Here is a 20,419-nt window from a genome sequence, read left to right on the forward strand (position 1 = left end):
TCGCCGACCAACTGGCGCAGAGCTGTCCCGAATTCGCCGTCAGTGTGGACGACGAAGTCTGTGATGACCTCCCGCCGCTTCCTTGCGCCGGTCTATGGGACTGATCGAACACCTCTCACTCGCCCTCGGCGACGTACTCCGGATCATGAGCGCGATCGAGACTGTTCCGTACCCCGCCCACGAACAATTGCAACCCGAAGTCGAACCGCGCGGTCGGATCGGCATCCGCTTCGACGAGCGGCGAATCCGGCTCCGCCAGTGCCCCCACCGAATCCATCTGCATCCGCGACTGCTCATCGACCGTCTGCCCGAGCACGTAGTAGAGCAGCGCGAAGGCAGCGAGATCGGCGTCGCGCCGCGGCATTCCGGCGGAAAGCGCGGCGTCCGCGAAACGTTCCCGCCCGCGGCTGGTGGTGAGCCGGGAGGCGTAGGTGGCGGAGACCAGCTCGGCGCCGTCGCGGTAGGCGAGCAGGCAGTCGCGCAGCCGGTGCGCCAGCTCGACCAGCTGCCCGGCCCAGTCCGAGGCGGCCACCGGCTGCTCCATGGGGGCGAGGATGCGGTCGGCGACGGCGCCGAGCAGCGCCTGCTTGTTCGGGAAGTGCCAGTAGAGCGCCCCGGGCTGCACGTTCAGCGAACTCGCCAACCTGCGCATGGTCAGATCGGCCAGGCCGTACTCGTCGAGGATGGCGATCGCACCGTCCACCACATCTCCCCTGCGCAACTGCACCCGCCGACCTCCCGTCTCGCCCCGGCCCCGACCGTACTCTATCCTGAACGCCGTTCAAGTAGTCCTGAACGGCGTTCAAGTCGGTGGGCTACCTCGGCGAAGAAGGGATTCACATGACCCAGGCACCCGTGCTCACCGACATTCTGGCGCGCGCCCGCGAGCAGGTGCTCGAGCGCGGCACCGGGCTGGACCGGGAGCAGACGCTGGAGGTGCTCGAGCTCGGCGACGACCGGCTGGAGGAGCTGCTCGCGCTGGCGCACGAGGTGCGGCTGCGCTGGTGCGGCCCGGAGGTCGAGGTCGAGGGCATCATCAGCCTGAAGACCGGCGGCTGCCCGGAGGACTGCCACTTCTGCTCGCAGTCCGGGCTCTTCCAGTCACCGGTGCGCGCGGCCTGGCTGGACATCCCGAGCCTGGTCGAGGCGGCCAGGCAGACCGCGAAGACCGGTGCCACCGAGTTCTGCATCGTGGCGGCGGTGCGCGGCCCGGACGCGCGGCTGATGGCGCAGGTGGCGGCCGGTGTGGAGGCGATCCGCAACGAGGTCGACATCCAGGTGGCCTGCTCGCTCGGCATGCTCACCCAGGAGCAGGTGGACCAGCTCGCCGCGATGGGCGTGCACCGCTACAACCACAACCTGGAGACCGCGCGCTCGCACTTCCCGAACGTCGTCACCACGCACAGCTGGGAGGAGCGCTTCGATACCCTGCGCATGGTGCGCGCGGCGGGCATGGAGGTGTGCTGCGGCGGCATCCTCGGCATGGGCGAGACCCTGGCGCAGCGCGCCGAATTCGCCGCCGACCTGGCCGCGCTCGACCCCGACGAGGTGCCGCTGAACTTCCTCAACCCGCGTCCGGGCACCCCCTTCGGCGACCTCGAGGTGCTGCCCGCGGCCGACGCGCTGCGCGCGGTTGCCGCCTTCCGGCTGGCGCTGCCGCGCACCATGCTGCGCTTCGCAGGCGGCCGGGAGATCACGCTCGGCGACCTCGGGGCGAAGCAGGGCATCCTCGGCGGCATCAACGCGGTGATCGTCGGCAACTACCTGACCACCCTCGGCCGCCCGGCCGAGCGCGATCTGGATCTGCTCGGCGAGCTGAAGATGCCGATCAAGGCACTGAACGAAACGCTCTGACCGGTGCGGTGAGCGAAAGACCACTGGGTACTGTCATGGCCATGGAGGAGCGCTACAACCCGTTCACCGGCGCACCGATCGTGCCCGGCGCCGAGGATGCGTCGCCTGCGGCGGCCGCGCTCGGGCTGGAGCCGCCGCGGTACTGCGAGCGGTGCGGCCGCCGGATGGTGGTGCAGGTGAGCCCGGACGGCTGGTGGGCGCGCTGCTCCCGGCACGGGATGCTGGATTCCGCCGCGCTGGAACGCCGCTAGTGGCCGGCCGGATGCGCCGCGAGCTGCGGGGTGCGCTCGCGATCGGGGTCGGGGTGCTGGTGGCCGGTGCGCTGCTCGGCGTCGCCTGGGGCTTCCTCGCCCCCGCCGAGCGCCTCGTCGTGGTCACCGACGGCCGCGGCGCGCCGCTCACCGGCGAGAGCCTGCACCGCTTCGACGCGCTGGCGATCTTCGTCTGCCTCGGCGCCGGGCTCGGGCTGGTCTCGGCCGCCGCGGCCTGGCGGGCGCGCTCGGTGCGCGGGCCGCTGGTGCTGCTCGCCCTGCTGCTCGGCTCGGCCGCGGGTGCCTACGCCATGGCCGATATCGGCGAGCTGGTGGCCGAGGTGCGCAATCCGCGCCCGGACGATCCCATCGTCGGGCAGATCGTCACGCTGCCCGCCGAGGTGGAGGCGTGGCAGGCGCTGCTGATCCAGCCGCTGCTGGCCGGGCTTGTCGTCCTCTTCCTCGCCGCGCTGAGCACCGCCGAGGATCTCGGCACCGGGTTCACCGGGCCGTTCGGGGAGAGCAAGCCGGTGGGTGCGGTGGAGGCCGACCCGGACCATCCGGCCGCCGAGGCGTACCCGGCATACCCGCTCGGCTCGGAGCCGTGCCCGGCAAGCCCGGAGCTGCCTGATTCCGGCTGGTCCCGCCAAGGTTCGTCGGAGCGCTGACCGATCGGAACAGGCCCGGCGGAGCGCTGAGCAGGCCTGGCGGAGCGCTGACCGATCGGAATGGGCCCGGTGCGCGCTGATCGGCCGGCACGGCCCGGCGGAGCGGGAAACGCGACACTGCGACGCGGCGTCGGAGAATCCGTTCGTGCGCACGTCATTCGCCGTTTCCGCCCGATTCGCGGCCAGGACATCCGCGTGTCCGCCCGGATGTCCGGTGCGAAACCCGCTGCGCCTGCTCGATCCTGGGGAGATGACGGAGACCGAGCTCGACCTCTTGCCGGTGCCCGACGAGCTACGCCGCGCGCTGGCGGGCGACTACGCCGACCGCGCGCGGGTGGTCGCGGGCCAGCGGGTGCGGGTGGACCTGGACTGGTGGAACACCTCCCTGGTGAAGCTCGGCGCACCCGGCGGCTGCCTGTGGGTGGACGGCACCGACACCGGCCAGGTCGACGTGACCCGCTCGCACGTCTTCGCCGCCGCCGACCAGGGCGTCTGGCCGCTGCTGTGGCTCTCCATGGCCTGGGGCACCGGCTCCCGGCGCAGGCTGGTGCACAAGCGGATGCGCGCGGCCGCCGCCGACCCGGAGCGCTACGCCGCCGCGCTCACCGCCGCCGCGCAGGCCGCCGCGGATTCCCCCGAGCACGCCTACGCCCTGCTCTACCCCGGCGACCGCAGCCTGGTCCCGACTCTCGGCCCCTCCTTCTTCACCAAGTTCCTCTACTTCGCGGGCGCAGGGAACCCGGTGCACCGCAGCCGGATCCTGGACAGCCGGGTGGCCCGCAGCCTGCATCGCGCCGGCTGGCGCTCGCTGAAGACCGGCGGCGCCTGGCCCGCCCGCACCTACGGCCGCTACACCGGCCTGCTCGACGCCTGGACCGCCACGCTGAGCGCCGAACTCGGCCACCAGGTCGCGGCCGACACGGTCGAGCGCTGGCTCTTCGACCAGGGCGCGGGCGCGCAGCTCCGGCCGGTCAGCTCCGTGGCCTGAGCGCCGCGAACTCGTCGGTGACCCGCAGCTCGGAGTCGGTGAAGCGGTAGAGCGCCGCCGGGCGCCCGCCGCTGCGGCCGGGTGCGGCGGTGGCGCCGGTCGGCGTGATCACCGTGCGGCGGCTCAGCACCCGCTGCAGGTTCGTGGTGTCCACGTCGTAGCCGAGTGCGGCGCAGTAGATCTCGCGCAGGGTGGACATGGCGAAGCGCTCGGGGGCGAGGCCGAAGGCGATATTGGTGTAGGAGAGTTTGGCGGCCAGCCGGTTCCGCGCGTGCTCCAGCACCGTGCCGTGGTCGAACGAGGTCGCCGGGAGTGCGGAGAGCGGGTGCCAGGCGGTGTCGTCCGGGAGCCGCGGGTCGGCGGTCATCGGGACGAGGCCGAGGTAGGCCGAGGCGATCCGGCGCGGGCCCGGCACCCGGTCCGGCGCGCTGAAGACCGAGAGCTGCTCCAGGTGGCTGAGCTCGCGCACGTCCACCTTCTCGGCCAGCTGCCTGGCGGCCGAGGCGTCCAGATCCTCGTCGGCACGCAGTTTTCCGCCGGGCAGCGACCAGGTGCCCTGCTGCGGGTCGAGCGCGCGCTCCCAGAGCAGGACGGCCAGCTCGCGGCGTCGACCTGCGGAAACGTCGCGAACCTGGAACACCGCGGTGAGCGATTCGTGGATGGTGCTACTATGGGTCACGTTTTCGATTGTAAGTCGAAAACCTGGTTCGGTGCGAATCCGGCGACGAGGGCCGGCGCACGAGGAAGGAGCCGTCATGGCGATGCCAGCACTGATGGAACAGGTCGTGGACGGGCCCGAGGGGTACGAGGGCGTGCAGGCGGGGCCGGAGTGGGCCGCCGAGGTGCGGCGGCTGGCGAAGGCGCGCAACGCCACCATCCTGGCGCACAACTACCAGCTGCCGGAGATCCAGGACATCGCCGATCACGTCGGCGATTCGCTCGCGCTCTCCCGGCTGGCGGCCGAGGTGCCGGAGGAGACCATCATCTTCTGCGGCGTGCACTTCATGGCCGAGACCGCCAAGATCCTCAGCCCGGAGAAGACCGTGCTGATCCCGGACCAGCGCGCGGGCTGTTCGCTGGCCGACTCGATCAAGGGCGACGAGCTGCGCGCGTGGCGCGCCGAGTTCCCGGACGCCGTTGTCGTCTCCTACGTGAACACCACCGCCGAGGTGAAGGCGCTCACCGATATCTGCTGCACCTCGTCCAACGCGGTCGACGTGGTCGCCTCCATCGACCCGGAGCGCGAGGTGCTCTTCCTGCCCGACCAGTTCCTCGGCGCGCACGTCAAGCGGGTCACCGGCCGGGCGAACATGCACATCTGGGCCGGCGAGTGCCACGTGCACGCCGGCATCAACGGCGACGAGCTCGCCGAGCAGGCGCGCACGCACCCGGACGCCGAGCTGTTCGTGCACCCGGAGTGCGGCTGCGCGACGTCGGCGCTGTACCTCGCGGGCGAGGGATCGTTCCCGGCCGACCGGGTGCACATCCTCTCCACCGGCGGGATGATCGAGCAGGCGAAGGCGGCGAAGTCGTCGCAGGTGCTGGTCGCGACCGAGATCGGCATGCTGCACCAGCTGCGCAAGGCCGCGCCCGGCATCGATTTCCAGGCCGTGAACGACCGCGCCTCCTGCCGCTACATGAAGATGATCACCCCGGCCGCGCTGCTGCGCTGCCTGGTCGAGGGCGCCGACGAGGTGCACGTCGACGCCGAGGTGGCCGCGCTCGGCCGCGGCTCCGTGCAGCGCATGATCGCGATCGGCAACCCCGGCGGCGGGGAGTGACCGGGTTCGTCCCGCGCACGGTTCCGGTCGCCGTCGACTGGGAGGCCGCCGCCGATCTGGTGGTGATCGGCGGCGGCGTCGCCGGGCTCACCGCGGCCCGCACCGCCTCGCTGCGCGGGCTGCGGGTGCTGACGCTGAGCAAGGGCGGCCCCGCCGACACCGCCACCCAGTACGCGCAGGGCGGCATCGCGGTCGTCGCGCCGGAGGGCGACTCGGTCGACTCGCACGTGCGGGACACCGTCGCGGCGGGCGCCGGGCTCTGCGACGCCGCCGCGGTGCGCTCGATCGTGGCCGGTGGGCAGGCCGCCGTCGCGGCGCTCACCGATCTCGGCGCCGTCTTCGACCTGGGCCGGGACGGCCGGGTGGCGCGGACCAGGGAGGGCGGGCACAGCATCCGCCGGATCATCCACGCCGGCGGCGACGCCACCGGCGCCGAGGTGCAGCGGGCGCTGAGCGCCGCCGGGCTGCCGGTGCTCTTCGGCGCGGCGGCGGGTGAAGTCCTGCTCGGCGCCGACGGGGTGCGCGGCGTGCTGGTGATCTCCGAGCGCGGCACCGGCGTCGTGCACGCGCCCGCGGTGCTGCTCGCCACCGGCGGGCTCGGACAGCTGTACGCGCTGAGCACCAACCCGGACGGCGCCACCGCCGACGGGGTCGCGCTGGCGCTGCGGGCCGGGGCGGCCGTTGCCGACCTGGAGTTCGTGCAGTTCCACCCGACCGTGCTCTACACCCCCGGCGGGCTCGGGCGCAGGCCGCTGATCAGCGAGGCGGTCCGGGGCGAGGGCGGCGTGCTCGTCGACCTCGCGGGGCGCTCGGTGACCGCGGGGGTGCACCCGCGCGGGGATCTGGCGCCGCGCGACGTGGTCTCGCTGGCCATCGCCGCGCGGATGCGCGAGACCGGTGCCGACCACGTCCTGCTCGACGCCACCGGCATCGCCGGGTTCGCCGCGCGGTTCCCGACCATCACCGACTCCTGCCTGGCCGCCGGGATCGACCCGCGCACCGACCCGATCCCGGTCGCGCCCGCCGCGCACTACCAGTGCGGCGGGGTCGTCACCGACACCGAGGGCCGGACCGGGGTGCCCGGGCTGTACGCGGCGGGCGAGGTGGCGCGCACCGGGCTGCACGGCGCCAACCGGCTGGCCTCGAACAGCCTGCTCGAGGGGCTGGTCGTCGGCGAGCGGGCCGGTGCGGCGGCGGTCGAGCGGCGCGGTGCCGCAGGTGAGGTGACCGAGGTCAGGCAGGTGGCGGCCGAGGTCGCGCCGCGGGCCGCGGTGCAGCGGCTCGCCACCGCGCACGCGTCGGTCGTCCGCGACGCGGACGGTCTGGACCGGGCGCAGCGGCGGCTGGCCGAGCTGAGGCGTCCGGTGTCTCCCGACCGGCGTGCGCCGGAAAGCCCCGGCACCGGCCGATTCGCCGTATCCGATCGACCCGGGCACCGGGGGAGCGGTCCCGCGGACGCCGCCGCCGGTCTCGGCACCGCGCCCGGCGGCACCGTCGCGCAGCAGGGCCCCGCCGTCGCGGCCAGGCGGATCACGGCCGTCGAGGACGCCGCGCTCACGCTCACCGCACGGGCGCTGCTCGCTGCCGCCGCGCTGCGCACCGAGAGCCGCGGCTGCCACACCCGCTCCGACCACCCGGGTGCCGTCGCGGCGCAGGCGCACAGCACCCGCTTCGTGCTCGGCCCGGACGGCACGCCGGTCCCGGCGGGCGCCGCCGACCCGGCCGTCCCGACCGCATCCTGATCATCGCGGCCGCCCCCGGATGCCGCCTCGACCGAGCCCACCTCCACGCCACCCACCCCGACCCCGAGGAAGACCGATGACCCTCGCCCCAACCCTCGACCGCGACGAGCTGGTCACCCTCGTCCGCACCGCCCTGTACGAGGACCTGCGCTACGGCCCCGACGTCACCACCACCGCCACCGTCCCCGCCGACGCCACCGTCAAGGCCCGCGTGGTCTCCCGGCAGCCGGGCACCGTGGCCGGGCTCGACGTCGGCCTCCTGGTCCTGGACGAGGTGCTCGGCGCGGGCGGCTACGAGGTGACCGCGCGGCTCGCCGACGGCGCCCGCGTCGCCCCCGGCGACGCCGCGCTGGAGCTCGTCGCCCCCACCCGCGCCCTGCTCACCGCCGAGCGCACCCTGCTCAACCTGCTCTGCCACCTCTCCGGCATCGCCACCGCCACCGCCGCCTGGGTGGACGCCGTCGACGGCACCGGCTGCGCGATCAGGGACAGCCGCAAGACCCTGCCCGGGCTGCGCGCGCTGCAGAAGTACGCGGTGCGGGTCGGCGGCGGCGTGAACCACCGGATGGGGCTCGGCGACGCCGCGCTGATCAAGGACAACCACGTCGCCGCCGCGGGCTCGGTCGTCGCCGCGCTGCGCGCGGTCCGCGCCGCCGCCCCCGGCCTGCCCTGCGAGGTCGAGGTGGACAGCCTGGAGCAGCTGGACGCGGTGCTCGCCGAGAACCCCGAGCTGGTCCTGCTGGACAACTTTCCGCTCTGGCAGACCCAGGCCGCGGTGCAGCGCCGCAATGCCGTCGCCCCCGGCACCGAGCTGGAGTCCTCCGGCGGCCTCACCCTCGACGTCGCCGCCGACTACGCCCGCACCGGCGTCGACTACCTCGCCGTCGGCGCGCTCACCCACTCGGTGACCGTGCTCGACCTGGGGCTCGACGTCTAGCTCGACAGCTCCTTCTCCAGCGGGGTGCGGAACCGCGGGATCGCCCGCACCCCGCCGTAGAAGGCGCGCATGCGCTCCGCCTCGGCGGTGATCGCCGCCTCGGCCTCGGCGCCGACCTCCTCCAGCAGCCGCCAGGCGAGCTCGCCGTCCCGGCGCTGGGCCCAGCCGCCGACGATCCGGCCGTTCCACCAGACGGTGGGGCCGATATTGCCGAAGCGGTCGAAGAGCGCGGGGCCGTGCGGGCCCAGGTACCAGTCGCGCGATTTCCAGCCCATCGGGGTCGGGTCGAGGTGCGGGAGCAGGGCCGCCCACGGCTCCGGCTCCGCGACCGGCTCGAGGTCGTCGGCGAGGAGCAGCCCCGGCACGCCGTCCAGGTCGACCTCGACAGTCGCCACCTCGGTCAGCGCCGCGGTGACGTCGCGCTGGGACCAGCCGGTCCACCACACCAGGTCGGAGAAGGGGGCGGGGCCGAAGGCGCGCAGCCACGCTTGGAGCAGGGTCGCGCGCGCCTCCACCAGGGGGATCGCGGGAACGCCTGCCGGAAGCCAGGATTCGATGGGTTCCCAGCGGTACTGGCTGCCCGCCCAGGTGCCGCCGGGGCGGCCGCGCACGATCCGGCCCTGCGCGCCGAGCAGTACCAGCACCCAGGTGGTGATCGGGCCCGGCTTGGAGTACGCCTTCTCCGGGGTCGGGTCGACCTTGGTCGCCAGCCGCGGCACCCGCTTGCCGAGCTGCGCGCCGGTCGCCGAACCGGCCTCGAGCAGGGCGCTGTGGGTCTCCTCGGCGACCTCGTCGAGCCACGTCGCGGTATCGCCGTCGCCGACCCCGGCCTTGCTCAGGAGGCGCGTGTAGTTGCGGTGCTGGGTGACGGCGAGCGCGTCGGCGCAGGCCGCCTGCAGCACCGGGACCAGCTCGGTCGGGACGACGAACATGGTGCGCCGCATGCCGAGCAGCCGCACCAGCTCGCGCCGGTCGTACAGCGCCGCCTCGAGGTGCCCCGGGGTGAGCTCGGGGCCGCGCGCGGCGGTGGAGAGGAAGACGGTCGCCGGGTCGGTGGCGTGCAGCGCCACCATCGAGCGCACCACCTGCACCACGTCCGCGGTGCGGGCCTCGTGCGCGAGCCGGTGCCGCACGGCGAGCCGCGCCCGCCGCTGAGCCGTATCCATCGCGTGCATGCGCGCAGCGTAGTGGGGAGGGGTGACACGGGGGCCGCCCCCGCACGCGGTAGACCGGCCGGCCGAGCGCGGCCCGCGGGCCGCGGCGGGAACACCCGCTCGGCTTCCACGGTTGTCGCGGACGAGGCGCGCATCCGCGCGCCGCACCCGTGGCGACGCCCCACCGGCGTCGGCGCGCCGCTCCCGAGGAGGCCCGATGACGGCGCAGACAACGTGGCGGGGCGAAGAGCTCGACCTGGACGCCTACCTCACCCGCATCGGCTACGACGGCGAACGCGCGCCGACGGAGGCCGCCCTGCACGCCCTGATCCGCGCGCACACCACCGCCATCCCGTTCGAGAACCTGGAGACCCTGCTCGGCCGCCCGGTCCCGCTCGACCTGGAATCGCTGCAGCGCAAGCTGATCGCGAGCCCGCGTGGCGGCTGGTGCTACGAGAACGCCGTGCTGTTCGCCGCGGTACTGGAGCGCTTCGGTTTCGACTTCACCGCGCTCAGCGGCCGGGTCACCATGGGCGCGGCGGGCCGGGTTGAGGTGCCGACCAGACCGGCAACGCACGCCCTGCTCGCCGTCCGGGTGCCGGAGTCGGAGCACCCGCTGATCGCCGACGTCGGCTTCGGCGCGGGCCCGCTCGCCGCCTACCCGCTGACCGAGCGCGGCGAATTCGCGCTCGGTGACTGGCGCTTCCGCCTGGAGCGGCTGCCCGGGCTCTGGGTGCTGCACCAGTTCGCCAGGGACGGCTGGGTCGACCGCTACACCTTCACCGAGGCGCCGCAGTACCCGATCGACTACGAGGTGGCGAACCACTTCGTCGCGACCTCGCCGCGCTCGCCCTTCACCCGCCGCATCTTCGCCCAGCGCTTCCACCCCGATGTACACAACATCCTGGACAAGAGAACGTGGACCGCTGAATACCCGGACGGTCGGGCGGAATCCCGCGAACTCGAGCCGGACGAGCTACCGAAGGTGCTGGCCGAGGTCTTCGAGATCGAGCTGAACGCCGCCGATTCGGCGCGGCTCGTCGCGACTGTCCGGGACTGAGCGGGCTTCGTCCCGCATACCGGGGCCATCCGGCGTTACTCTCCCCGCGTGCGCTCTCCTCTCCGCCGACCGCTGGTCGTGCTCGCCGTGCTCGGTCTCGGGCTGGCCGGCTGCTCCGGGCCGGCCCAGCCGGACACCGTGGCCGGTGAGTTCGCCGACGCGCTGCAGCGCGACGACGTCGCCGCCGCAGCCCGGCTGACCACCGACCAGAACGCCGCGATCCCGGTGCTCGAGGGGCTGTACCGGGCACTCGGCACCGAGAACGAGGTCACCGTGCGCTCCGCGGAGGGCAGCGACTTCACCCTCGACGTCACCTGGAAACTCGGCCCCGGCGGCCGGAACCTGTGGCAGTACACCACCTCCGGGCTCGCCACCGACTCCGACGACGGCTGGCGGGTGAAGTGGAGCCCGGCGACCGTCGCCCCCGGCCTCGACACCGGCCCGCTGGAGTACTCGACGGCCTACGGCGACCCGGCCCCGGTACTGGACGCCGCGGGCGGCGAGCTCATGACCGAGCAGATCGTCACCCTGGTGAACCTGGCCCCCGACGCCGACACCCCGGGCATCGCCGCGCTGCTCGGCCCGGCCGCCCCCGGCATCACCGCGCAGACCCTGGACACCGAGCTGGCCGCGGCGCAGGGCCGAGCCGTCACCGCGGTGTCGCTGCGCGCCGCCGACATCGCGCCGATCCAGGACCGGCTGAGCGCGCTGCGCGGCGTCACCCTCGCCCCGCAGACCCGGTTGCTCACCGTGGACCGGGCACTGTCCGGGCCACCCCTGAACGGGCTCGCCGAACTCTGGCAGCAGGAGGCCGACGACGCCGCGGGCTGGTGGATCCAGGCGGAGACCGCGCAGGGCCCGCGCCGGGTCGCAGGCCGCGAACCGCGCGCCGCCGCCGCGCTCGCGAGCACCCTGGAACCGGCGCTGCACCTGGCGGCGGAGGCCGCGCTCGCCCCGATCCGCACCCCGGCGGCGATCGTCGCGCTGCGGCCATCCACCGGCGCCGTCGTCGCGGTGGCGCAGAACGCGGCGGCCGACGCGCAGGGCGCGCTCGCACTCACCGGCCTCTACCCGCCCGGCTCCACCTTCAAGACGGTGACCGCCTCGGCCGCGCTGCAGGCCGGCGCCGCCACCCCCGACACCGTGCTGCCCTGCCCGGGCAGCGCGGACATCGAGGGCAGGCGGATCCCCAACGACGACAACTTCGACCTGGGCCGGGTGCCGCTGCACACCGCCTTCGCCCGCTCCTGCAACACCACCATGGCCGCGCTCGCCGTCGGGCTGCCCGCCACCGCGCTCGCCGACGCCGCCGCCCAGCTCGGGCTCGGCATCGACTACGTCACCCCGGGGCTGACCACCGTCACCGGCTCGGTGCCCGCCGCCGAGACCCCGGCGCAGCGGGTGGAGGCGTCGATCGGGCAGGGGCAGGTCACCGCATCGCCCTTCGGCATGGCGCTGGTCGCCGCCGCGCTCGCGCAGGGCTCGGTGCCGGCCCCCGCGCTCGTGCGGGGCCGCCCCGGCACCCCCGACCGCACCCCGCCCGCGCTGCCCGCGGGCATCGCCGACGACGTGCGATCGATGATGCGGGAGACCGTCACCGCGGGCACCGCGACCGCGCTGCGTGACATTCCCGGCCTACTCGGCAAGACCGGTACCGCCGAGTACGGCGACAACTCCGCGGCGCACGGCTGGTTCGTCGGCATCGAAGGGGATCTGGCGTTCGCCGTGTTCGTCGCGGACGCGGGCAGTTCGGAGCCCGCGGTGGCGGCGGCCGGACGCATGCTCCGGGCAGTGCGATAGCGAAAACGTATGAGAACGCGGTATCGTGACCGGCGCGAGATAAACCACCGCTGACGCCTACTCGGGATCACATGCCCGCTACACTTGGCGTCGAACGCGCGGATGTCGAGCCGCGCGCGGTCACGATTTCGAGAAGGTTCGGAGTAGAAGCCATCGATACCGGTCAGTTGATCGCGGAACACTACCGCCTGGTCGAGCGGATTGGTAGCGGCGGCACGGGCGTGGTCTGGCGTGCCCTCGACGAGCGGTTGCAGCGCTCGGTCGCGGTCAAGCAGATCCACATCAAGCCGAGCCTTCCGCAGGCCGACCGGGAAGTGGTCCGCCAGCGCGCATTCCGTGAGGCGCGCAACGCCGCCCGCTTCCAGCACCCGAACGCCATCGTGGTGTTCGACATCACCGAGCACAACGGTGACCCGTGCCTCGTCATGGAGTACCTGAAGTCGCGCAGCCTGGCCGCGGTCATCTCCGCCCAGGGCACGCTGCCGCTGACCCAGGTGGCCAGGATCGGCGAGCAGGTCGCCGCCGCGCTGATCGCGGCGCACCAGGCGGGCATCGTGCACCGCGACGTCAAGCCGGGCAACATCCTGCTCGACGACCACGGCACGGTGAAGATCACCGACTTCGGCATCTCCAGGGCCACCGGTGACGTCACGCTCACCGAGACCGGGCTGATCTGCGGCACCGCCGCCTACCTCGCCCCCGAGGTGGCCCGCGGCGCCGACCCCACGCCATCCGCCGACGTCTTCGCGCTCGGCGCAACGCTTTTCCACGCGCTGGAGGGCGAGCCGCCCTACGGTGCGAGCGCCAATCCGCTCGCCGTGCTCTACGCGGCGGCCAACGGCCAGGTCAGCGAGCCGCGGAATGCCGGGCCCGCCACCGATTTCCTGCTCCAGCTGCTCGATCCGGACCCGGAGCGGCGGCCGACCATGCGCACCTCCCGCGCCCGGCTGGCCGCGCTCGCCGAGGCCGGTGCCGAGCCGGTGCCCGCCGGGTTCGTGCCCGCCTCCGAGGCGTACGGCGGCCGTGAGCAGCCGCGCGGCGGCGCCGGGGTGCGCACCGCGACCCCGCCGCCGCAACGGCATTCGCGCCCGACCTCGCCGCGCAACGGCGGCCAGGGCGGCCCCGGCGGCCAGCGCAACGGCGCCGGGCCGCGCGGCCCCGGGCATCCGAAGACGGCGTCCCATCCGCGCACGGCCGCGCACCCGCAGCCCGCGCCGGATGCGGGCTCCGGCTCGGGCAAGCGCACCGCCGTGCTGATCGGCGCCGGGCTCGGCGCGATCGCCGCCGTCGCCGCGGTCCTCTTCACCACCATGGGCGGCGACGACTCGTCCGGGAACCAGGTGCAGGCGAGCACCCCGTCGATCAGCGCCACCGCGGGCCCGGCCACCAGCTCGGCCGCGCTGGCCGCCATCGGCCAGACGCCGAGCGCCGCCACCGTCGACCTCGGCTCGGCCGCCCAGCTGGTGGTCGACTTCTACAGCAGCCCCGCGAGCAACTGGTCGCTGCTCACCCCGGCCGCGCAGAAGGTCTACGGCTCCGAGTCGGAGTTCAGGCAGTACTGGCGCGCCCGCACCATCGACACCTTCTCCAATATCGACGCCCCGTCCCGGTCCAACAACGACGACGGCTCCATCGACATGCGCGTCGCCAGCCTCACCATCAGCGGGCAGACCGAGGCGGTCACGCTGCGGGTGATCGGCTCCGGCAGCGGCAAGCTGCTGATCGACAGCGACACCCGCTAGGTCCGCGCGCGCCGCCGGGTGACGGCGGCCACTCGGCGCGGCTGCCTCCGGCGGCCAGGGAAAAAGCGCGTGCGCGGGACGGATAGGCTGGTAGCCGGACGCACGCTGCCGATCCGCCCCCTCGAGACAGGACCGCACCCCGAGATGACCACACCCATCGAGCTCGCCCGCGTGGATCTGCGCGGTCGCACTCCCGCCGTGGCCGAGCTGCGCTCCGCGCTGCCGCGCGGGGGAGTCGACGTGGACTCGGTGCTGCCGCAGGTGCGGCCGGTGGTGGAGGCGGTGCGGGATCGCGGCGCCGCCGCCGCGCTGGAGTACGGCGAGCGGTTCGACGGGGTCGCCCCCGCCGCGGTCCGGGTGCCCGCGCAGGCGCTCGCCGAGGCGCTCGCGGGGCTCGACCCGTCGGTCCGGGCCGCGCTCGAGGTCGCGATCGAGCGGACGCGGAAGGTGCACGCGGATCAGCGGCGCACCGACACGGTCACCGAGGTGGTGCCGGGCGGGATCGTCACCGAGCGCTGGGTTCCGGTCGAGCGGGTCGGGCTGTACGTGCCGGGCGGCAACGCCGTCTACCCGTCCAGCGTGGTGATGAACGTGGTGCCCGCGCAGGCCGCCGGGGTGGAATCGCTGGTGGTGGCCTCGCCGCCGCAGAAACAGTTCGGCGGCTCGCCGCACCCGACGGTGCTGGCCGCGGCCGCGCTGCTCGGCGTCGACGAGGTGTGGGCGGTCGGCGGCGCGCAGGCCGTCGCGCTGCTCGCCTACGGCGGCACCGACACCGACGGGCAGCCGCTGGCCCCGGTCGACCTGATCACCGGGCCGGGCAACATCTACGTCACCGCCGCCAAGCGGCTCTGCCGCGGGCTGGTCGGGATCGACGCCGAGGCGGGCCCCACCGAGATCGCCATCCTCGCCGACGCCACCGCCGACCCGGTGCACGTGGCCGCCGACCTGATCAGCCAGGCCGAGCACGACGTGCTCGCCGCCAGCGTCCTGGTCACCGACAGCCCGGCGCTGGCCGACGCGGTGGACGCCGCGCTCACCGCGCAGCTGCCGGTGGTCGAGCACGCCGAGCGGGTGCGCACCGCGCTCACCGGCACCCAGTCCGGCACCGTGCTGGTCGACGACATCGCCCAGGGGCTGCGCGTGGTGAACGCCTACGCCGCCGAGCACCTGGAGATCCAGACCGCCGACGCCGCCGCCGTCGCCGCGCGGGTGCGCAGCGCGGGCGCGATCTTCGTCGGCGCGTACGCCCCGGTCAGCCTGGGCGACTACTGCGCGGGCTCGAACCACGTGCTGCCCACCGCGGGCTGCGCGCGGCACTCCTCCGGGCTCAGCGTGCAGACCTTCCTGCGCGGCATCCACGTGGTCGAGTACACCGAGGCCGCGCTGAAGGACGTCGCCGGGCACGTCGTCGCGCTGGCCGACGCCGAGCACCTGCCCGCGCACGGCCAGGCCGTGCGGGCCCGCTTCGAGGCGCTGTCGTGACTCGCACCCCGGACGACCAGCGCCTGCGCGCGGGCGCCGCCACCGCGGTCCCCGGCTCGGGCATCGGGCTGGACGACCTGCCGCTGCGCGAGAACCTGCGCGGCAAGCAGCCCTACGGCGCCCCGCAGCTCAGCGTGCCGGTGCAGCTCAACACCAACGAGAACCCGCACCCGCCGACCCGCGCGCTGGTCGACGACGTGGCCGAGGCGGTCCGCGCCGCCGCCGCCGAGCTGCACCGCTACCCGGACCGGGACGCGGTCGCGCTGCGCACCGACCTCGCCGCGTACCTGACGAAGCAGACCGGCATCGCGGTCGACACCGCCAATGTGTGGGCCGCCAACGGCTCCAACGAGATCCTGCAGCAGCTGCTCCAGGCGTTCGGCGGCCCCGGCCGCACCGCGCTCGGCTTCGTGCCCTCGTACTCGATGCACCCGATCATCTCCGAGGGCATCGACACCGAGTGGATCGAGGCGAAGCGGGCGGGCGACTTCTCGCTCGATGTCGACCACGCGCTCGCCGCCATCGCCGAGCGCCGCCCCGACGTCGTCTTCGTGACCAGCCCGAACAACCCCACCGGGCACAGCATCCCGGCCCCCGACCTGGAACGCATCCTGGACGCCGCGCCCGGCATCGTGGTCGTGGACGAGGCGTACGCCGAGTTCTCCGCGCAGCCCAGCGCCATCGGGCTGATCGACCGGTACCCGGCCAGGCTCGTGGTCAGCCGCACCATGAGCAAGGCCTTCGCCTTCGCGGGCGGCAGGCTCGGCTACCTGGTCGCCGCGCCCGCCGTCGTCGACGCGCTGCTGCTGGTCCGGCTGCCGTACCACCTGTCGGTGGTCACCCAGGCCGCCGCCCGCGCGGCGCTGCGGCACGCCGGAGAAACCCTCGGCAGCGTCGCCGAGCTCGCCGCGCAGCGCGACCGGGTGGCGGCCGAACTCGCCGCGCTCGGCTTCGACGTGGTGCCGAGCGACGCCAACTTCCTGCTCTTCGGCCGGTTCACCGACGCACCGGCCACCTGGCGGCGGTACCTGGACCGCGGCGTGCTGATCCGGGACGTCGGCATCCCCGGCCACCTGCGCGCCACCATCGGCCTCGCCGCCGAGAACGACGAATTCCTGCGAGCGAGCGCCGGACTCACCGGCGACCTCGCGCCGCGATGACACCGGAGGGAGCCCGATGAGCAGAACCGCGCGGGTGGAGCGCGTCACCAGGGAATCGAACATCCTGGTCGAGCTCGACCTCGACGGCACCGGCCGCACCGAGATCAGCACCGGCGTGCCGTTCTACGACCACATGCTGACCGCGCTCGGCGCGCACGCGGGCTTCGACCTGACCGTGCGGGCACAGGGCGACATCGACATCGAGGCGCACCACACCGTCGAGGACACCGCCATCGTGCTCGGCCAGGCGCTCGGGCAGGCGCTCGGCGACAAGGCCGGGATCCGCCGCTTCGGCGACGCCTGGATCCCCATGGACGAGACGCTCGCGCACGCCGCGGTCGACGTCTCCGGCCGCGCCTACTGCGTGCACACCGGCGAGCCCGAGCACCTGCTGCACGCGGTGATCCCCGGTTCCGGGCCCGGCGCGCCGTACTCGACCGTGCTCAACCGGCACGTCTTCGAATCGCTGGCCTCGCACGCGCGGATCGCGCTGCACGTCCGGGTGCTCTACGGCCGTGACCAGCACCACGTCACCGAGGCGGAGTTCAAGGCGGTGGCCCGCGCGCTGCGCGCCGCCGTCGAGCCGGACCCGCGGATCACCGGGGTCCCCTCCACCAAGGGCGTGCTGTGACATCCGTCGCGCTGCTGGACTACGGCTCCGGCAACCTGCACTCCGCCGAGCGGGCCCTGGTCCGCGCGGGCGCCGAGGTGACCGTCACCGCCGACCCGGACACGGTGCTCGCCGCCGACGGGCTCGTGGTTCCCGGCGTCGGCGCCTTCGCCGCCTGCATGGCCGGGCTGCGCGCGGTGCGCGGCGAGCGGCTGATCGGGCAGCGGCTGGCCGGCGGCCGCCCGGTGCTCGGCATCTGCGTCGGCATGCAGATCCTCTTCGACCGCGGCGTGGAGTTCGGTGTCGAGGCCAACGGCTGCGGCGAGTGGCCGGGCACCGTCGACCGGCTGGCGGCCCCCGTCCTCCCGCACATGGGCTGGAACACCGTCGACGCCCCCTCGGGCAGCGTCCTCTTCGACGGCCTCGACCCCGAGACCCGCTTCTACTTCGTGCACTCCTACGCCGCCCGCACCTGGGACCTTCCCCCCGCCGATCACCTCGCCGCGCCCAGGCTCACCTGGGCCGACCACGGCGGCCGCTTCCTCGCCGCCGTCGAGAACGGCCCGCTCTCCGCCACCCAGTTCCACCCGGAGAAGTCCGGCGACGCCGGCGCCGCCCTGCTCCGCAACTGGATCCGCGCCCTCTGAATCCCATGGCCAAACCCCCAGGCCGGGCCGCTCCGCACGCCCGACTAAGCTGCCTCGAGTGAGTCTCGTACTACTGCCCGCGGTCGATGTCGCCAATGGTGAGGCCGTGCGCCTCGTGCAGGGAGAGGCCGGTAGCGAAACCAGCTACGGCTCCCCGAGGGAGGCGGCGCTGGCATGGCAGGAGGCCGGGGCCGAGTGGGTGCACCTGGTCGACCTGGACGCCGCGTTCGGGCGCGGGTCGAATCGGGAGCTGCTGGCCGGGGTGGTCGGTGAGCTGGACGTCAAGGTGGAGCTCTCCGGTGGCATCCGGGACGACGATTCGCTGCGCGCGGCGCTCGCCACCGGCTGCGCGCGGGTGAACCTGGGCACCGCCGCGCTGGAGGATCCGGTGTGGTGCGCCAAGGCCATCGCCGAGTACGGGGATCGGGTCGCGGTCGGACTCGACGTGCGGATCGTGGACGGCGAGCACCGGCTGCGCGGCCGCGGCTGGGTGAGCGACGGCGGCGACCTCTGGGAGGTGCTGGAGCGGCTGGAGCGCGACGGCTGCACCCGCTACGTCGTCACCGACGTCACCAAGGACGGCACCCTGACCGGCCCCAACCTGGACCTGCTCCGCGATGTCGCCGGCGCGACCGACGCCCCGGTGATCGCCTCCGGCGGCGTCTCCACCCTGGACGACCTGGTCGCCATCGCCGAGCTGGTCGGCGACGGGGTCGAGGGCGCGATCGTCGGCAAGGCGTTGTACGCGGGCCGGTTCACGCTGCCCGAGGCGCTGGCGGCGGTGCGCTGAGCAGTGGTCTCGACCTCGAAGGCCGCGGCGCGCCCGGCGCTCCGCTCGGCACCTCCGCGCGAACTCGCCGACCCGCGCGAACTCGCGGCCCCGCGCGCGAGTGCGGACCCCCGTCGATGAGCCCGCGCGACCAGGCCACCGTGGCAGACGCCGATCTCGGCACGCTGCTCGACACTGCCGCCACCATCCTGGACGAGGTGGCGCCCCGGTTCGTCGAGGGGATCGGCGCGCCGAGCGCGGTCACCAAGGGCCGCAACGACTTCGCCACCGAACTCGACCTGGAGCTCGAGCGCACGGTGAGCGCCGCGCTGCGCGAGCGCACCGGCATCGAGGTGCACGGCGAGGAGTACGGCGGGCCGCAGCTCACCTCCGGCGCCGCCTGGGTGCTCGACCCGATCGACGGCACCTTCAACTACTCCGCCGGGCACCCGCTCTCCGGCATGCTGCTCGCCCTGGTCCGGGACGGCGAACCGGTGCTCGGGCTCACCTGGCTGCCGCTGCTGAACCGCCGCTACGCCGCCGCGGCGGGCGGCCCGCTGCTGGTCGACGGCGTCCCGCTGCCCCCGCTGGCGCAGGCCGCGCTCGGCGAATCCATGATCGGCTTCGGCGCGTTCAACGTGGACTCCCGCGGCCGCATCCCCGGGCAGTTCCGCTTCGACCTGCTCGGCCCGCTGAGCAGGCTCTCCTCCCGGGTCCGGATGCACGGCTCCACCGGGATCGACCTGGCCTTCACCGCGCACGGCGTCCTCGGCGGCGCGATCGTCTTCGGCCACCACCCGTGGGACAACGCGGCGGGCGTCGCGCTGGTCAGGGCCGCGGGCGGGGTGGTCACCGACATCGCGGGCGAGCCGTGGACCATCACCTCCGGCTCGGTGCTCGCCGCCGCGCCCGGCGTGCACGCCGAGCTGCTCGCGATGATCTGCACGGTCGCCGAGGACGTGTGAGAAGGGTGCCGACATGACGCTGGCCGTACGGGTGATCCCGTGCCTTGACGTGGACGCGGGCCGGGTGGTCAAGGGCGTGAACTTCCAGAACCTGCGGGACGCGGGCGACCCGGTCGCGCTGGCCGCGGCCTACGACGCGCAGGGCGCCGACGAGCTCACCTTCCTCGACGTCACCGCCTCCACCGGTGACCGCGGCACCATGATCGACGTGGTCACCAGGACCGCCGAGCAGATCTTCATCCCGCTCACCGTCGGCGGCGGCGTGCGCACCGTCGAGGACGTGGACCGGCTGCTGCGCGCGGGCGCGGACAAGGTCTCGGTGAACACCGCCGCCATCGCGCGCCCGGAGGTGCTGCGCGAGATGTCCGAGCGCTTCGGCTCGCAGTGCATCGTGCTCTCGGTGGATGCCCGCACGGTCCCGGACGGCCAGCCGGACACCCCGTCCGGCTGGGAGGTCACCACGCACGGCGGCAAGCGCGGCACCGGGATCGACGCGGTCGAGTGGGCCGAGCGCGGCGCCGAGCTCGGCGTCGGCGAGATCCTGCTCAACTCCATGGACGCGGACGGCACCAAGGCCGGGTTCGACCTGCTGATGATCCGCGCGGTGCGGGCCGCGGTGGCGGTGCCGGTGATCGCCAGCGGCGGCGCGGGCGCGGTCGGGCACTTCGCCCCCGCGGTGCGGGCAGGGGCGGACGCGGTGCTCGCGGCCAGCGTGTTCCACTTCGGCGAGCTGACCATCGGGAACGTCAAGGATTCGCTGCGGGACCAGAACATCGTGGTGCGCTGAATAAGAATCATCCCCGGCCGAA

Annotated in this window: 20 protein-coding genes; 17 read left to right on the forward strand and 3 right to left on the reverse strand. The window is 74.1% G+C overall.

All coding sequences use genetic code 11. The annotated features are described in order from the left end of the window. Nucleotides 1–115: 115 nt before the first annotated feature. Nucleotides 116–727 carry a TetR family transcriptional regulator gene (locus tag ACFUJ1_RS14920; RefSeq protein WP_378645816.1) on the reverse strand — a complete coding sequence of 204 codons (612 nt, stop codon included), beginning with the start codon at nt 725–727 and terminating at the stop codon, nt 116–118. A gap of 113 nt (nt 728–840) precedes the next feature. On the opposite strand from ACFUJ1_RS14920, the gene bioB reads away from it, so the two are divergent. From bioB to ACFUJ1_RS14940, 4 genes are all read left to right on the forward strand, one after another. Next, nucleotides 841–1,854, forward strand: coding sequence for a biotin synthase BioB (gene bioB, locus ACFUJ1_RS14925; protein WP_378645818.1), 1,014 nt, complete (start codon nt 841–843; stop codon nt 1,852–1,854). Between the two features lie 41 nt (nt 1,855–1,895). After that, nucleotides 1,896–2,105, forward strand: a complete 210-nt coding sequence (locus ACFUJ1_RS14930; protein ID WP_378645819.1) for a hypothetical protein — start codon at nt 1,896–1,898, stop codon at nt 2,103–2,105. Nucleotides 2,106–2,116: 11 nt separating this feature from the next. Continuing rightward, on the forward strand, nt 2,117–2,773 hold the full coding sequence (locus ACFUJ1_RS14935; RefSeq protein WP_378645821.1) for a DUF2567 domain-containing protein: 657 nt from the start codon (nt 2,117–2,119) through the stop codon (nt 2,771–2,773). Between the two features lie 250 nt (nt 2,774–3,023). Next, the gene (locus ACFUJ1_RS14940; protein WP_378645822.1) at nt 3,024–3,761 is read left to right on the forward strand and encodes a hypothetical protein; all 738 of its coding nucleotides are present in this window, start codon (nt 3,024–3,026) and stop codon (nt 3,759–3,761) included. On the opposite strand, the gene ACFUJ1_RS14945 is transcribed toward ACFUJ1_RS14940, so the two are convergent. Next, nucleotides 3,745–4,440, reverse strand: a complete 696-nt coding sequence (locus ACFUJ1_RS14945) for an NUDIX domain-containing protein (RefSeq protein WP_378645824.1) — start codon at nt 4,438–4,440, stop codon at nt 3,745–3,747. The genes ACFUJ1_RS14940 and ACFUJ1_RS14945 overlap by 17 nt on opposite strands. Before the next feature lie 82 nt (nt 4,441–4,522). Here ACFUJ1_RS14945 and nadA point away from each other — a divergent pair, with 82 nt between their 5' ends. From nadA to nadC, 3 genes are all read left to right on the forward strand, one after another. Then, on the forward strand, nt 4,523–5,542 hold the full coding sequence (gene nadA, locus ACFUJ1_RS14950; protein ID WP_378646089.1) for a quinolinate synthase NadA: 1,020 nt from the start codon (nt 4,523–4,525) through the stop codon (nt 5,540–5,542). Beyond that, nucleotides 5,539–7,284: an L-aspartate oxidase gene (locus ACFUJ1_RS14955; protein ID WP_378645825.1), complete on the forward strand. Its 1,746-nt coding sequence runs from the start codon at nt 5,539–5,541 to the stop codon at nt 7,282–7,284. The genes nadA and ACFUJ1_RS14955 overlap by 4 nt, the downstream gene beginning before the upstream one ends. Before the next feature lie 76 nt (nt 7,285–7,360). Then, on the forward strand, nt 7,361–8,221 hold the full coding sequence (gene nadC / locus ACFUJ1_RS14960; protein WP_378645827.1) for a carboxylating nicotinate-nucleotide diphosphorylase: 861 nt from the start codon (nt 7,361–7,363) through the stop codon (nt 8,219–8,221). Here the strand turns inward: nadC and ACFUJ1_RS14965 are convergent. Continuing rightward, a complete protein-coding gene (locus ACFUJ1_RS14965; protein WP_378645828.1) occupies nt 8,218–9,396 on the reverse strand; it encodes a winged helix DNA-binding domain-containing protein in 1,179 nt (392 codons plus the stop codon). The genes nadC and ACFUJ1_RS14965 overlap by 4 nt on opposite strands. Before the next feature lie 196 nt (nt 9,397–9,592). Here ACFUJ1_RS14965 and ACFUJ1_RS14970 point away from each other — a divergent pair, with 196 nt between their 5' ends. The 10 genes from ACFUJ1_RS14970 to hisF all read left to right on the forward strand — a co-directional run bounded on the left by ACFUJ1_RS14970 (nt 9,593) and on the right by hisF (nt 20,397). Next, entirely contained in the window at nt 9,593–10,435 is an 843-nt protein-coding gene (locus tag ACFUJ1_RS14970) for an arylamine N-acetyltransferase (protein WP_378645830.1), read from the forward strand. Nucleotides 10,436–10,483: 48 nt separating this feature from the next. Further along, nucleotides 10,484–12,235, forward strand: a complete 1,752-nt coding sequence (locus tag ACFUJ1_RS14975; protein WP_378645831.1) for a penicillin-binding transpeptidase domain-containing protein — start codon at nt 10,484–10,486, stop codon at nt 12,233–12,235. Between the two features lie 167 nt (nt 12,236–12,402). Further along, nucleotides 12,403–13,977, forward strand: a complete 1,575-nt coding sequence (locus ACFUJ1_RS14980; protein WP_378645833.1) for a protein kinase — start codon at nt 12,403–12,405, stop codon at nt 13,975–13,977. Between the two features lie 144 nt (nt 13,978–14,121). After that, on the forward strand, nt 14,122–15,459 hold the full coding sequence (gene hisD, locus ACFUJ1_RS14985) for a histidinol dehydrogenase (protein WP_378645834.1): 1,338 nt from the start codon (nt 14,122–14,124) through the stop codon (nt 15,457–15,459). Then, nucleotides 15,456–16,619, forward strand: a complete 1,164-nt coding sequence (locus tag ACFUJ1_RS14990) for a histidinol-phosphate transaminase (RefSeq protein WP_378645836.1) — start codon at nt 15,456–15,458, stop codon at nt 16,617–16,619. Before hisD ends, ACFUJ1_RS14990 begins: the two co-directional genes overlap by 4 nt. A 16-nt stretch (nt 16,620–16,635) precedes the next feature. Further along, the gene (hisB, locus tag ACFUJ1_RS14995) at nt 16,636–17,250 is read left to right on the forward strand and encodes an imidazoleglycerol-phosphate dehydratase HisB (protein WP_233016839.1); all 615 of its coding nucleotides are present in this window, start codon (nt 16,636–16,638) and stop codon (nt 17,248–17,250) included. Beyond that, nucleotides 17,247–17,876: an imidazole glycerol phosphate synthase subunit HisH gene (hisH, locus tag ACFUJ1_RS15000; protein WP_378645838.1), complete on the forward strand. Its 630-nt coding sequence runs from the start codon at nt 17,247–17,249 to the stop codon at nt 17,874–17,876. The genes hisB and hisH overlap by 4 nt, the downstream gene beginning before the upstream one ends. A gap of 58 nt (nt 17,877–17,934) precedes the next feature. Further along, on the forward strand, nt 17,935–18,666 hold the full coding sequence (gene priA, locus ACFUJ1_RS15005) for a bifunctional 1-(5-phosphoribosyl)-5-((5-phosphoribosylamino)methylideneamino)imidazole-4-carboxamide isomerase/phosphoribosylanthranilate isomerase PriA (RefSeq protein ID WP_378645839.1): 732 nt from the start codon (nt 17,935–17,937) through the stop codon (nt 18,664–18,666). Between the two features lie 116 nt (nt 18,667–18,782). After that, the gene (locus ACFUJ1_RS15010; protein ID WP_378645841.1) at nt 18,783–19,610 is read left to right on the forward strand and encodes an inositol monophosphatase family protein; all 828 of its coding nucleotides are present in this window, start codon (nt 18,783–18,785) and stop codon (nt 19,608–19,610) included. 13 nt (nt 19,611–19,623) lie between these two features. After that, entirely contained in the window at nt 19,624–20,397 is a 774-nt protein-coding gene (gene hisF / locus ACFUJ1_RS15015) for an imidazole glycerol phosphate synthase subunit HisF (RefSeq protein ID WP_378645842.1), read from the forward strand. Nucleotides 20,398–20,419: the final 22 nt, after the last annotated feature.

Source organism: Nocardia sp. NPDC057227 (assembly GCF_042669725.1).
Lineage (GTDB): Bacteria > Actinomycetota > Actinomycetes > Mycobacteriales > Mycobacteriaceae > Nocardia > Nocardia asteroides_A.